Below are 13,798 nucleotides of genomic sequence, written 5' to 3'. Positions count from 1 at the left end.
ATCATCGCGGGTTGTGCCTTAATCCGCCGGGCTATGCATTGATATGCGGATGCTGATTAATCAGATGTTGACGTTTCGTTTCCAACTCGGCGATTTGCGCGTTGATTTCGGCGATTTTGCTTTCGATATTATCATGGTGCTCCTGCAGTATTTCCTTCGCTTCGGCGATATCTGAAGCGGCGGGTGTTGCACCGCGTAGCGGTTTGTTGGCGGTCTCTTTCATCATGATACCTGTCGCCAGACCGATCACGGCCACTATCATCAGATAGTAAGCGGGCATGTAGAGGTTCGCGGTTGACTCAACCAGCCAGGCAGCCAGCGTAGGTGTCAGGCCGGCGACCAGAATCGAGATATTAAAGGCGCTGGCCAGTGCGCTGTAACGGATATGCGTGGGGAACATGGCTGGCAGCGAGGACGCCATCACGCCAGTAAAGCAGTTCAACACCACCGCCAGGATCAGCAGTCCGGTGAAAATCAGTCCCATGACGTTGCTGTTAATCAGCATAAAACAGGGGATCGACAGTATCAGCAGCGCAATACTGCCGATGATGACAAAGGGGCGACGGCCAAACTTATCGCTCATCAAGCCCATCACGGGTTGTACAAACAGCATGCCGATCATGACCGCGATGATAATCAACACGCCATGGTTTTCGGAATAATGCAGGTTATGCGACAGATAGCTTGGCATGTACGTTAACAGCATGTAATAGGTGACATTGGTGGCAAGAACCAGACCAATGCACGCCAGCAGACTTTTCCAGTGTTTCGTGGCTATCTCTTTGAACGACACTTTCGGCCCTTCAGCCAGGCCTTCACGATCACCCTGTTCCAGTTTTTCAACATGTTGCTGGAATGCCGGGGTTTCTTCCAGCGCGTTACGCAGGTAAAGCCCGATAATGCCCAGCGGCAACGCGACAAAGAACGGAACACGCCAGCCCCATTTAAGGAAATTCGCCTCGCCGATAACGGTAGAAATCAGCACCACCAGGCCGGCACCGAGTACGAAACCCGAGATTGAACCAAAGTCCAGCCAACTCCCCATAAAACCACGTTTACGGTCTGGCGAGTACTCGGCCACGAAAATGGACGCGCCGGTGTATTCACCGCCCACGGAGAAACCTTGCGCCATCTTACACAGCAGCAGCAGCAGCGGAGCCCAGATACCGATAGAGGCATGAGATGGGATCAAGCCGATACAGAAGGTACTTATCGACATAATCACGATGGTGATGGACAGGATTTTCTGACGACCATATTTGTCACCCAGCGCGCCAAAAAACAGGCCGCCAAGCGGACGGATCAGAAAAGGTACCGAGAACGTTGCCAGTGCGGCAATCATTTGCACGCCAGGATCGGCGCCGGGGAAGAACACCTGACCCAGAGCATAGGCCACAAAACCGTAAACCCCAAAGTCAAACCATTCCATGGCGTTGCCAAGCGACGCGGCGGTAATGGCTTTGCGTAACCGGGCATCATCAATGATCGTTACGTCTTTTAAGCCTATCGGCTTAACACGCTTCCTACGTAGTTTCATATAAAATACCCTGTAATAACTGGTTCCTGAATAGAATTTTTTCGGTCAGACCACGATAAGTAACAAGGTCGTGATCAGGGTAATGGCAAGAATTGAGCCGGGATACTTACCCTACAGATAGTGAAATATAGTAGGTATTTCTCCCTTTGACTGATAATTGGCTGTATTGCGGAGAGTGTTTGTTTGCCTGGTGAGATAAATATCTACTCAAAATCAGTGATGGGGCCGGTATGTCTCTTATTCAATATTCTGATCGGGTCGCCTGCCAGCCACGCCTGAATATTCTCCACTGCCTGAGAAAAATAGCGCTGATAGTTCGTGTCGGCGACATAACCGAGATGGGGAGTGGCCAGCAATCCTGCCAGGGTTCTTAGCGGGCTGTTAGCGGGCAGAGGCTCCTCGTCGAAGACATCAACACCCGCGCCGGCAATACGTCGCTCGCGAAGCGCGGAAATCATTGCCTGTTGATCGACCAGCCCGGCTCGGGAAGTATTAATCAGTAGCGCTGTGCTTTTCATCTGCCGTAGCGCTTCTGCATCGATAATATGGCGGCTACGTTCGCTGAGCACCAGGTGCAGAGAAACGATATCACTGTGTTGCAGCAGTGTCGCTTTATCAGGCATCAGACGCACGTTGCACTCTGCCGCTCGTTCTGCGCTGAGGTTCTGGCTCCACGCGCAGACATCCATGCCAAACGCCTGAGCGATCCGCGCCATTTGCCCGCCGATTTTACCCAGTCCAATCAGTCCCAGTGTTTTACCGTGCAGCGTTATGCCCAGCGTTTGTTGCCATGGGCCGTTTTCACGCAGCGCGGTATTCTCGACAACCAGATGGCGGGCAAGGCCGAGGATCAATGCCCAACTCAGTTCGGCAGGGGGTTCTGAGCCGCTGGCAGTGCCACAGACCACCACGCCATGGCGGCGGGCGGCTGGCAAATCAATGGCGGCATTGCGCATTCCGGAAGTAATCAACAATTTCAGACTTGGCAAGCGAGCGAACAGATCGGCTCCGAAGGGGGTTCTTTCTCGCATGATAATAACAATTTCTGCGGCCTGCAGCGCGATGACCTGTTCATCAATGTTGCTGAAATGCTGACTAAAGGCACGGACATCTACAGTGGGTTGCAAGACGTTCCAGTTGGTACAGGACAGCGCGACCGACTGATAATCATCGAGAATAATACATTTGATCGTCATGACTTTCTCCGTTTTCAGGTGAGGCGATATGGCGGGAGTAATCCTTACAGACAGGATGCGGTTGTCGCAAAGTGGGTTGCCTGTCGCTTAGACACTATTATGCAAATTATTGTCAGATTGATCATTTCCCCCGCCAATTTCCGCTATGTCAGGATAGATTACCGCAGCTTGAGCTGCTCACTGGATAACTACCACAGGAGAAATGATGACTGAGGCAATAGCAAGGGAAACCGGCAGCAACTTACGCGCACGTATCTCAAATGCTGAGTGGCAGGCCCGGGTTAAATTATCGCAGTGTTACCATCTGGCGGCGCGTCTGCGCTGGACTGACCATATTTACACCCATTTTTCTTTGCGTGTGCCGGGGGAAAAGCCTCATTTCCTGATCAATGCTTATGGCCAAACATTTGATGAGATCCAGCCCGAGACGTTGGTTAAGATCGATCTTGATGGCGAGATCATCGATGATCCCACCGGGCTGGGGATCAATCCCGCGGGTTATGTTATCCACAGTGCGATTCATCGCGCCCGTCCGCATACCCATGCGGTATTGCACACTCATACGGCTGCGGGTATTGGTGTCGCGGCACAGAAGAAAGGTTTGCTGATGATCTCCCAGCACAGCATGCGTTTTTACCAACGGCTGGCTTATCACGATTATGAAGGTATCGCGCTGGATCTGGATGAACAACAACGCATCGTCGCCGATCTGGGCACGCTGGACGCGCTGATCCTGCGTAACCACGGGCTACTGACCTGTGGCAATGGCCTGGAAGAGGCTTTTTATAACCTCTATTACCTGGAGCGCGCCTGTGCGGCGCAACTGGCGGCGCAGGCGGGAGGCGCCGAGCTGAACATCGTACCGAATGCGGTGGCGGAGAAAGCTGCGCAAGCCTTTGATAACGGCATCAAAAACAAAAAATATTTGCTGCACTGGGATGCCTATATTCGTCAGTTGCAACGCAATGCACTCTGAACAGGAAGCCATCATGAGAGAGATTAAAAAATGGTTTCCTGCCCTGTTGTTATGCGCGACGTTTGCTGTTAGCGCAGCGCAGAATCTGACTAAAGTGACGTTGGTACTCGGTGATCAGGCGCGTAATCTGCGCTCGCTGGTGGAAGCCTCAGGGGTGATGAAAGACGCGCCATATCAATACCGCTGGGCTAATTTCCAGGGAGCGGCTCCGCTGTTTGAAGCACAGCGTGCCGGGGCGGTAGATACCTCGTATGCTGGCGATTTGCCGGTGCTGATGGCGGCTTCTGGCGGGGTTGATTTGAAAATCATCGCCACCAACGTCGGCGATGGAGCGGCAAACGGTATCATCGTTCCAGCTGATTCTCCTTTGCACAGTGTGAAAGATTTGGCAGGTAAAACGGTGGTGGTTTCTTCAGCGCGAGGCAGTATTTCACAGCATTTATTGTATGAGGCATTGCAGGAAGCCGGGCTGAAGCAGGATGCGGTGCAGATCCGTTTCGTGTTGCCGACGGATGCCAGCGCGGCGTTTAATGCCGGGCAAATCGCCGCCTGGGCCACCTTTGATCCCTATCTGGGGATTGCGGAACAGCAGGGTGCCCGCCTGCTACGGGATAGCAAAGGGCTAACTACCGGGCTTTCTTTTGTCACCGCGACGGGCAGCTCGCTGAAAGATCCACAAAAGCGGCTGGCCATTGCAGATTTTGCCCGCCGGCTGGCACAGGCCCGTGCATGGGGGATACAACATCCGGATGAATATAATCAGGTCTATGCTTCTCTGACCCGATTATCACCGCTAACGTCAAAGCTGATTACCGCCAGAATTTCTCACGGTATTCGTCCGGTGACCGGGCAGGATATTGCCCGAGTGCAACAGGTCTCTGATCTGTTCTCCTCGCTGGCGATCTTACCGAATAAGGTCAATGTTCAGGCTATCACCGATACCAGTGTGTTTACGGCGGGTGAGACACAGGAAAAGACCCACGACTGATATCGCCCCATGCTTTTCGCCACACGGTCTTGCGGGCTAACATGGCGTTAACAGCGCTTGCTAACGTAATAACGTTTGGCAGTGCGCCATCACTCGCTGAATGTTCAGTGCGTAATCATCGTGGCGTTGCTAATCTACAGGTGATTGAGTCTGAAACGATGAGATAGCAGCAGGATTAGTGATTGCTATCGTGCCGAAAACACTCAGCTATGGGCCCTATGAGGATGAAAATAAACGATATTCCGTTTGGTACCACCGCCTGGTCAGCCCTGGCTGCGACAGAGCATATGGGTGAAAAAGGGAAGGCATTCTGGAGAACACAGCATTTCGGCGATATTCGCGTCAGAATGGTTGAATATTCCCCAGGTTATCTGGCTGATCACTGGTGTTCCAAAGGACATATTTTGTTGTGTCTCTCTGGTGAACTGCATACCGAGCTGAACGATGGTCGGGTGTTCACCCTCACCCCAGGTATGAGTTACCAGGTGGCGGATAATGCGGAAGCGCATCGCTCATGGACAGACTGTGGCGCGCAACTGTTTATCGTGGATTGACCTTACTTTACGTCCGGCAAACCAGCATACGTGACTTGTGGTGGGATTTACTTAAGGGTATTGAAGCAAGGTATTTGACCACACTATGGTGACAAACCAGCCAACAGTCGGTGATGGGCTGACCATTTTGTCGAAATCGGGGTATAGTAAAAACTCATGTTTTCACCTACAGGGTGTTGATTTCCATGCCTGAGCAACCTGCGTCAGAGCCTGCTGTCAGTGGTTTTCGCCTTAATCTGCGCATTATTTCCGTAGTGATTTTCAATTTTGCCTGCTACCTGACCATCGGTTTACCGCTGGCGGTGCTGCCTGGTTATGTCCATGACGTGATGGGGTACAGCGCGTTCTGGGCCGGGCTGGTGGTCAGCCTGCAATACTTTGCCACGCTGCTCAGCCGTCCACATGCTGGACGTTTTGCTGATCTCTGGGGGCCGAAGAAGGTCGTTATTGTCGGTCTTTGTGGTTGCTTCCTGAGTGGGGGTTGCTATGCGTTGGCATTTTTTGGTGCGGCGTTACCGGTGCTCAGCCTGCTAATGCTCTGTCTCGGCAGGGTTATCCTCGGGGTGGGACAGAGTTTTGCCGGTACTGGCTGCACGTTGTGGGGGGTTGGGGTCGTAGGGTCGCTGCATATTGGCCGGGTTATCTCATGGAATGGTATTTTCACTTACGGGGCGATGGCGATTGGCGCACCGCTGGGGGTAGGAATTTATCGTTGGGGCGGCCTGCTATTGCTTTCCGGTATTATCATTGCCATTTCGCTGGTTGCTTTTCTCTTTGCGCTACCGCGTCCGGCGGTGAAAAGCAGTAAGGGCAAACAGCTTCCTTTTCGCGCTGTGCTGGGTAAGGTCTGGAATTTTGGCCTGATCCTTGCCATGGGATCGGCAGGATTTGGCGTAATAGCCACCTTTATCACGCTATTTTATCAGGCGAAAGGGTGGGATGGCGCAGCCTGGACGCTGACGCTGTTCAGTGGCGCATTTGTCGGTGCGCGGCTGTTGTTTCCCAACGCCATCAACCGGCATGGCGGGCTCTGGGTTGCTACTGTCTGTTTTACGGTTGAGGCTATTGGTCTGTTTCTGGTTTGGGGGGCGGTTGACCCGTGGATGGCCAAGCTGGGCGCTTTTCTCACCGGAGCCGGATTCTCACTGGTCTTCCCGGCGGTTGGTGTTGTCGCCGTTAAAGCCGTGCCGCCGCAGAACCAGGGAAGCGCCCTGGCAACCTACACCGCTTTTATGGATTTGTCGTTGGGGATAACCGGTCCATTGGCTGGGGGAGTGATGAGTTACTTTGGTATTCCGGTTATTTATCTGCTGAGTGGGCTGCTGGTGTGCCTGGCAATATTGCTGACGCTGAAAATGCGTCGCAACCTGCCGCAACATCAGGAAGATCTGGTAGAAATGTCATAAAAAGGGCGGCCGAACAGCAGAGCCGCCAAATATGACACAGATAACACTGGCAGGACTGGCGGCGCTGTTATTCAGTTATTGCAATAAGTTGATGCTCTGGCGGATTTCACGTTCGATCTGCGTTGCGCTCCACCCCTCCATGACCGAAGAGAAAGGCTCAAAGGAATAGATCCCGCGATAGCCCATTTTTTCCAGTCGCCGCACTTGCGCCACGCTGCGCAGTACATCGGCGTCGCTCAGCATGATGCGTTCTTCATCTGTCAGTTGTTCTGTCGGACGAGTGTCTTCCACGCCTGAAAGATGTACCAGTCCGATACCGTTAATATCAATATTCTGCGCAAATTCGGCTTCCGCCTGTTCATACAGATGGTGGTGGAAGGTATCCAGCACCAGGCGGAAAGGCACGCAGGCGTCGCGGATCAGCGCCTGCGTCTGCACAGCCGAGCGTAACGAGCTCGCTGGGAAGCCAAGAGGCTCGACCAGCCCTTCAATGCCATACCGCTCAAAGAGCGGGGCCAGTTTTTTCATTGCGGCAAGGGTCGCATCAGCCGTTACTGGCGTCCCATCGTTTAACGGGCACATTACCAGTGCTTTTGCGCCAATAGTCTGTGCGTCTTTCAGTAATCCTTCAGCTCTGGCCATTAACGCATCATCCGGCAGATTGAACGGATACAGGGCGTTAATAGTGATAATTTCCAGACCCAGGCGCTTTGTCAACGAACGGACTTCAGCGGTGGCGTGATTATCGGTGACTTTCCCCCCACGCATGTCATTGCGTAGTTCAACCTTATTCAGTCCAAGTGAATGAACCAACTGGAAAAACGCATCAATACTCAGGTTAGGGGCAATTTTGCGATTGATACAGAAACGAGTGGGATCAATGGCCATCTTACACTCCTGCAAGGTAGTAGGGGTCGGCAAGGTCTGGTCTTCTGCTATGGGGCAGGTCAGTTCCGTAGGCGAAATACAAGAGAACATTTATTCCATTTATATGGAATGTTGAAATTTAATTTTTTAGATCGACTTCGCAAAATTTTGTTTTACTGGCTGGGATATCCTGCTGTGTCAGGTGGTTTTTAAGTCCTGACAGACGGTTTTTAACCTGAAGGCATGATGGTCAGGATGATTATCTGCTCTGCATTTACAGCGATGTGATGGTTTTTTCCTACCGAGTTCTTTTTTGAGCGATGAGTGGGCGGACAACGAGAAAATGCGATCTGCACCGCTAAAAATGAATTTTCTAAAGTGAAATATTTGAAAAATTTATTCCATTATAATACTGTTTTTGCATGCAAGACAGGATTTACCTGACAGGAGGCAAACGCCAGGAGCAGCCCACCCGCAGGGAATATAATCATCTACGAGGCCAGAACATGACTATCACAGGAAACTTTATTGGCGGAAAAACGTCGCTGAGTGCCAGCAATGAAACCATCCCGGTTTACAATCCGGCGAGCGGAAAAGTGGTGCGTGAACTGACGCAAAGTACAGCGGAAGAAGTGGAAAAAGTGATCGGTGTCGCCCATGCGGCGTTTGATGACTGGTCCCGTACTTCTCCACTGCGTCGGGCCCGAGTGTTGTTCAACTTTAAAGCCCTGATGGAGCAACATCGTGATGAATTAGCGGAGCTGATCGTCAGCGAGCACGGCAAGGTCTGGTCCGATGCGTTGGGTGAGTTGACTCGTGGCATGGAAGTGGTGGAGTTTGCTTGTGGTATTCCGCACCTGATTAAAGGAGAGAACTCGCCTGACGTGGCAACCGGCGTTGACAGCTATTCACTGATGCAGCCGTTGGGTGTGGTCAGTGGTATCACGCCGTTCAATTTCCCGGCTATGGTGCCGCTGTGGATGTTTCCGATTGCGCTGGCCTGCGGAAATACCTTTGTTCTCAAGCCACCGGCGCTGGATCCTTCGGTTTCGGTACGTATGGCTGAGTTGCTGACTGAAGCAGGGTTGCCGGATGGCGTCTTTAATGTGGTGCACTGCCCGAACGACATCGCTGAACAGTTGTATACCGACCCACGTGTGCAGGCGGTCAGTTTTGTTGGTTCCTCCGGGGTGGCGGAGCACATCTATAAAACCGCTAGCGCCCATGGTAAACGTGTGCAAGCTTTTGGCGCCGCGAAAAACCACGCTATCGTCATGCCGGATGCGGATTTGGACGCGACCGTTAACGCCATTATGGGCGGAGCCTTTGGTTCGGCGGGTGAGCGTTGTATGGCGCTGCCGGTGGTGGTGGCGGTTGGCGACGATACGGCGGACAAGCTGATTGCCGCGCTGACGCCGCTGGTGAAGGCGCTGCGCGTGGGGCCGGGTAGCCAGAAAGGCAGCGAAGAGAATGAAATGGGGCCGGTGGTTTCCGCTGCCCATCAGAAAAAAGTGCTGGGCTACATTGATAAAGGCGTGCAGGAAGGCGCGAAGCTGGTGGTTGATGGTCGTAACTTCCAGGTACCGGGCTTTGCCGAAGGCTATTACGTCGGCGGTACGTTATTCGATAATGTCACGCCGGAGATGGTTATCTGGCGTGAAGAGATTTTCGGCCCTGTGCTGAGTATCATGCGGGCGCCTGACTATGCCAGCGCGTTGACGCTGGTCAACAGTCACGAGTTTGGTAATGGTAGTGCCATCTTTACCCGTAATGGTCATACCGGCCGCGATTTTGTGCGTGAAGTCCAGGCAGGGATGGTTGGAGTTAACGTACCGGTTCCGGTGCCGATGGCTTTTCACAGTTTTGGCGGCTGGAAGCGTTCGGTGTTTGGCGCGCTGAACGTGCATGGGCCCGATGGCGTACGTTTCTACACCCGGATGAAGACGGCTACCGTGCGCTGGCCGAGTGGTCAGAAGACGGTTTCCGAGTTCAGTATGCCAACGCTGGGCTGATGACAGGGGTTATTGATAAGGGGAGGAACGGTATGTCATTGCTTGCCAAAGTTCGTCAGCCGGATGCTCAAGGGCGGATCCAGCATGTTACGCCAGAGAGCGCTGGCTGGCGTTACGTCGGTTTTGATGCTTATCAGTTGAAAAAGGGCCAGACCCTGACACTGGCGAGTGGCAATAAAGAACTATGCCTGGTGCTGGTTGCCGGACTGGCCTCAGTGAAAACCCGTTATGCTGAGTTTCCTGTTATCGGCAAACGGATGTCACCGTTTGAACGTACGCCGCCTTATTCGGTGTATGTGCCGTATGATGACCAGGTGGAAGTGTATGCTGATTCCGATCTGGAACTGGCGGTGTGTAACGCGCCCGGTCACGGTAATTGGCCAGCCCGATTAATCGCTCCGCAGGATGTGGGAGTGGAACAGAGGGGGAAAGGACGTAACCAGCGTCTGGTACACAACATTCTGCCAGATGATAAACCGGCTGACAGTTTGTTAGTGGTGGAAGTTTACACTAACGAGGGTGACACCAGTTCTTATCCGAGTCACAAGCACGATCAGGAAAATTCAGAGACTGAAACCTACCTGGAAGAAACCTACTATCATCGTTTCAATCCTGGGCAGGGTTTTGCTATGCAGCGTGTCTACACTGACGACCGTTCACTGGATGAATGTATGGCGGTCTATAATGGCGATGTGGTCATGGTTCCACGCGGTTATCATCCGGTAGCAACCATCGCTGGTTATGACAACTATTATCTGAACGTGATGGCTGGGCCGGTCAGACTGTGGAAATTCAGTTGGGAGAAGGATCACGCCTGGGTGAACAGTGCAGACTATCCGCGGGAAAAATAATGCCGTGAAAGATGTGAACGACGTACCGCCAGGCTGGAGGATGCGAATAATCGCGACAGACGACGGCAGGCGAAAATAACCACTGATAAATGAAACGAATCAGCGAAAAACGGGTGGAAAATTCCACCTGTTTTTTTATGTTTTTTCGACGTTATTCAGGGCCAGTGAAACGGCGAGTGTTTGTGCCAGGCACAGGGAGGCGACCTGAGAGCGAAAACCATCAACCTGCGCTTCCCGCACCACAAAACAGACATCACTGAAGGCGGCCAGCGGACTGACCTGACTGTCTGTAATGGCAATCTGATGCGCGCCACGTTTAGCGCCTAACTCGACCAACTCCATCGCTTCCCGCGCGTAAGGGGAATAGCTGATAGCGATCACCACATCTTTTGGGTTCACCATGCTCAGTTGCTCGGTAAACATCCCGCCCAGACCATCGATCAGAAATGCGCGTCGCTCCAGATGACGCAAGGCATAAGTCAAATATGACGCCACGCTGAACGAGCGACGCAGGCCGATCACATAGATATTCTCTGCCTGATTCAGCAGTTCAACGGCTTTATTGAGTTGTTCCGGGTGGGTCTGCATTGCTAATTGTTGCAACGCCTGTGAGTTCACCATGGTGAACACGTTAAGGATTTCGGCTGGATTCTCCGGCGAGGTGGCGGTTTCATCTGTCGCGGTCTGGCGAAACAGTCGTGCCCGCTCGGTATAGTTTACCGTCTCTTCCATCAGATGCTGGCGAAAGACCTGTTTCATTTCGTTGAAGCCGCTGAAACCAAAAGCGTTTGAGAAGCGGATCAGCGTGGAAGGCGGCACATCAGCCTGATGAGCAATTGAGGCTACGGTGTCAAAAGCAATGTTGTTGCTGTTATCGAGAATATAGCGAGCCACCTGTTTCAGGCGCTTACTCAGGGTGTCATAGCGGCGACGAATATCGTCCTGCAACAGGGAAAGCTGGGTCGGGTTATTGGTCATTACTTCAGCTCGCTAAAAAAATAAGCCATGTCCATTTGCCTGGTATTCTATCAGATGAACAAAAAATTTCACTTGTTAACGTAAAGCAGGCGATCTATTTCATCGGGATATGAAATAAATCACAGATTGAGAGGGAATTAGCGTCATTTCCAGGAGATTTTACTTCGTAGCGAGAATTAAGCCCCCATGTTTGGCAGCAGAGGGCACTTAACTTAAAAAGAAGGGAATACTCGCCTCTTTAGCCACTGATTATGTGGTTGGGCGCTCAGCACGCCAGGCGTTAATCAGCCGTAGATAGTTATTTTTGACCTCGTTAATCAGTGTCCTGTCGTCCAGTTCACCTTGTAGCCATTGACGGGAAGGCTGGCTGAAGATCGTGCGGCCTACCGCGAAGCCTTTCACCCACGGCGCTTTGGCCGCAGCAGCGAAACCGGCTCTCAACTTCTCTTCCGGGGCGTCCAGACCGAGGATCAAAATGCCGCGACAGTACGGATCCTGCTGCTCGATCAACGGGCTGATTGCCTGCCAGCTTTCCAGCGACAACGGTGGCAGTTTCCACCAATCCGGTTGAATACCCAGGGAATAGAAGTGGCGGAGGATATCCAGATAGTAAGATTCTTTCTTGTCTGGGTTGCTCTCCGGCAGAATGACTTCCAGCAGTAGTTCATGACCGGTTTTATTACAGCCCTTCCACACGTCGAGGATCAGTTCATCCTGCTCCTGACGCAGCGCCGCATCGTCGTGTGGGTGATAAAAGATCAGACATTTCACCACGTGTTCCAGCGGCCAGTCGACTAACTGCGACCCAATATTGCCGTGTTCCAGACGCAGCGGGCGTGAACCCGGTAGCTCGATTGGCCGGCCAATCCACCATCCTTTACCGGTGATGGCATTCAGCGCGGGTTGTCCATAAGTGGTATCTGCCAGAATGCCGCTGCGGTTCGCCAGCCCTGCTTCTGTGGCAGCCTCTTCAGCGGCGTGTAGCAGAAGTTGCTTCAGTACCGGCAGACGCGAGCTATCTACTCCCGCTTCACTGGCCATATCCAACAGTTGCTTACGATGATCAAAAGCAAACACGCACAACTCAGGCCACAGCTGTTTACGGGTTGTCACCCGATGCAGATGATTAAGGCGCAGGTCCAGATCCGGACGTGACACCTCTTTATCACGGCTGAGAAAGTCATCCAGTTCTGCTTTGGTTGGCATGGCTGGAGCGCAACCGTGACGTGATACAACCAGTGCGCCACAGGCATTGGCATAACGGCAGGCCTGCTCCCAGCTCTCGTCATTCAGCCAGCCGCGTAGTAACCCGGACATAAACGCGTCCCCGGCACCCAACACGTTCAGCACTTCCACTTGTACGCCGCTTTGCAGTTTGGTTTGTTCCCAGCGGTCCGGGATCTCGCCTTCCAGCACGACACATCCCATGGCGCCACGTTTGCAGACCAGCGTCGCTTTGCTCGCCTGTCGGACATTTTTCAGCGCGGTCAGCGTATCGGTACTGCCACCGGCAATATGAAACTCTTCTTCCGTACCTACCACTAAATCGAAATAGTGCAGCACTTCCTGCAATTGTTGGGTTACATGTTGTGATGCAATGAAACGTGTTTCACCATCCCCCAGTGAGGTCAGTCCCCACAATACCGGGCGATAATCGATATCCAGCGCGGTACGTAACCTGTTACGTCGGGCAATTTCCAACGCTTTTAGCACGGCGGCCCGGGTGTCCGGATGGGAAAGATGGGTTCCTGTGACGGCGACGGCGCGAGCAGAGGCGATGTACTCTTCTTTTATATCATCCGGCTTCAGACCCATATCCGCGCAATTGTCACGGTAAAACACCAACGGAAAGGTATCCTGATCTTTGATCCCCAGTAACACCAGTCCGGTGAGGCGTTCTTTATCGGTAATCAGGTATTCCGTATCGGCGCCGACGCGTTGCAATTCTTCCCGCAGAAAGCGGCCCATATGTTCGTCGCCGACCCGGGCCAACATCGCGGATTTCAGGCCCTGTATGGCAGTACCGTACGCCACATTGCCAGATGAACCGCCAAGATATTTGGAAAATGTACTCATGTCTTCCAGTCTGGCGCCGATCTGCTGACCATAGAGGTCAACGGCAATTCGCCCGATACAAATCACATCAAGCCGTTTCTGTTGTGTACTCATACCTGTTTATTCCTTCTGTGATATCCCCTTCATGTTTCAGGTTACAGGTGTGTTGGCAGTATCAGCACACATCAGTTACTTACCAGAGTAAGTGACTGGAAAAGCTCGCGCTGACCGTCTTCCTGTAGCCCAAATTATTTGAGGCCAGGCCAATTCAATTGCGCTTCTCCCGAGGTACTTCCGGAATCTGTTTTTTTCGGAAACCGGACGGGATATATTAATCAGTATGAAGAATGAAAATTTCAAATTCAACATAAATTGAAA

At 52.5% G+C, this 13,798-nt stretch carries 11 protein-coding genes; 6 read left to right on the top strand and 5 right to left on the bottom strand.

What is annotated here, in order from left to right; all coding sequences use genetic code 11:
* Window positions 1–31: 31 nt before the first annotated feature.
* Window positions 32–1,537 carry a glycine betaine/L-proline transporter ProP gene (proP, locus tag EH228_RS07935; protein ID WP_152321129.1) on the bottom strand — a complete coding sequence of 502 codons (1,506 nt, stop codon included), beginning with the start codon at window positions 1,535–1,537 and terminating at the stop codon, window positions 32–34.
* Between the two features lie 203 nt (window positions 1,538–1,740).
* A complete protein-coding gene (locus EH228_RS07930; RefSeq protein ID WP_152321128.1) occupies window positions 1,741–2,733 on the bottom strand; it encodes a D-2-hydroxyacid dehydrogenase family protein in 993 nt (330 codons plus the stop codon).
* A gap of 205 nt (window positions 2,734–2,938) precedes the next feature.
* Here EH228_RS07930 and EH228_RS07925 point away from each other — a divergent pair, with 205 nt between their 5' ends.
* The 4 genes from EH228_RS07925 (at window position 2,939) to EH228_RS07910 (ending at window position 6,657) form a co-directional block, all read left to right on the top strand.
* Window positions 2,939–3,709, top strand: a complete 771-nt coding sequence (locus EH228_RS07925; RefSeq protein WP_152321127.1) for a class II aldolase/adducin family protein — start codon at window positions 2,939–2,941, stop codon at window positions 3,707–3,709.
* A 13-nt stretch (window positions 3,710–3,722) separates the two neighbouring features.
* A complete protein-coding gene (locus tag EH228_RS07920) occupies window positions 3,723–4,697 on the top strand; it encodes an ABC transporter substrate-binding protein (protein WP_152321126.1) in 975 nt (324 codons plus the stop codon).
* Between the two features lie 224 nt (window positions 4,698–4,921).
* The gene (locus EH228_RS07915; protein WP_152321125.1) at window positions 4,922–5,251 is read left to right on the top strand and encodes a DHCW motif cupin fold protein; all 330 of its coding nucleotides are present in this window, start codon (window positions 4,922–4,924) and stop codon (window positions 5,249–5,251) included.
* Between the two features lie 185 nt (window positions 5,252–5,436).
* Window positions 5,437–6,657 (top strand): MFS transporter, encoded by a 1,221-nt coding sequence (locus tag EH228_RS07910; RefSeq protein ID WP_152321124.1) that lies wholly within the window; start codon window positions 5,437–5,439, stop codon window positions 6,655–6,657.
* A 75-nt stretch (window positions 6,658–6,732) separates the two neighbouring features.
* On the opposite strand, the gene EH228_RS07905 is transcribed toward EH228_RS07910, so the two are convergent.
* A complete protein-coding gene (locus EH228_RS07905) occupies window positions 6,733–7,545 on the bottom strand; it encodes a TIM barrel protein (protein ID WP_152321123.1) in 813 nt (270 codons plus the stop codon).
* A gap of 485 nt (window positions 7,546–8,030) precedes the next feature.
* On the opposite strand from EH228_RS07905, the gene EH228_RS07900 reads away from it, so the two are divergent.
* Window positions 8,031–9,536 (top strand): CoA-acylating methylmalonate-semialdehyde dehydrogenase, encoded by a 1,506-nt coding sequence (locus tag EH228_RS07900; protein WP_152321122.1) that lies wholly within the window; start codon window positions 8,031–8,033, stop codon window positions 9,534–9,536.
* Between the two features lie 32 nt (window positions 9,537–9,568).
* Window positions 9,569–10,387, top strand: a complete 819-nt coding sequence (iolB, locus tag EH228_RS07895; RefSeq protein WP_152321121.1) for a 5-deoxy-glucuronate isomerase — start codon at window positions 9,569–9,571, stop codon at window positions 10,385–10,387.
* Between the two features lie 135 nt (window positions 10,388–10,522).
* Here iolB and EH228_RS07890 read toward each other — a convergent pair whose 3' ends face one another.
* The gene (locus tag EH228_RS07890; protein ID WP_152321120.1) at window positions 10,523–11,365 is read right to left on the bottom strand and encodes a MurR/RpiR family transcriptional regulator; all 843 of its coding nucleotides are present in this window, start codon (window positions 11,363–11,365) and stop codon (window positions 10,523–10,525) included.
* 249 nt (window positions 11,366–11,614) lie between these two features.
* On the bottom strand, window positions 11,615–13,534 hold the full coding sequence (locus EH228_RS07885; protein ID WP_152321119.1) for a bifunctional 5-dehydro-2-deoxygluconokinase/5-dehydro-2-deoxyphosphogluconate aldolase: 1,920 nt from the start codon (window positions 13,532–13,534) through the stop codon (window positions 11,615–11,617).
* Window positions 13,535–13,798 lie beyond the last annotated feature (264 nt).

Origin of the sequence: Erwinia endophytica (assembly GCF_009295515.1) — a bacterium.
GTDB classification, from domain to species: Bacteria; Pseudomonadota; Gammaproteobacteria; order Enterobacterales; family Enterobacteriaceae; genus Erwinia; species Erwinia endophytica.
Note: the sequence above shows the minus strand (reverse complement) of the source record. Positions and strands in the feature narration are given on the sequence as shown.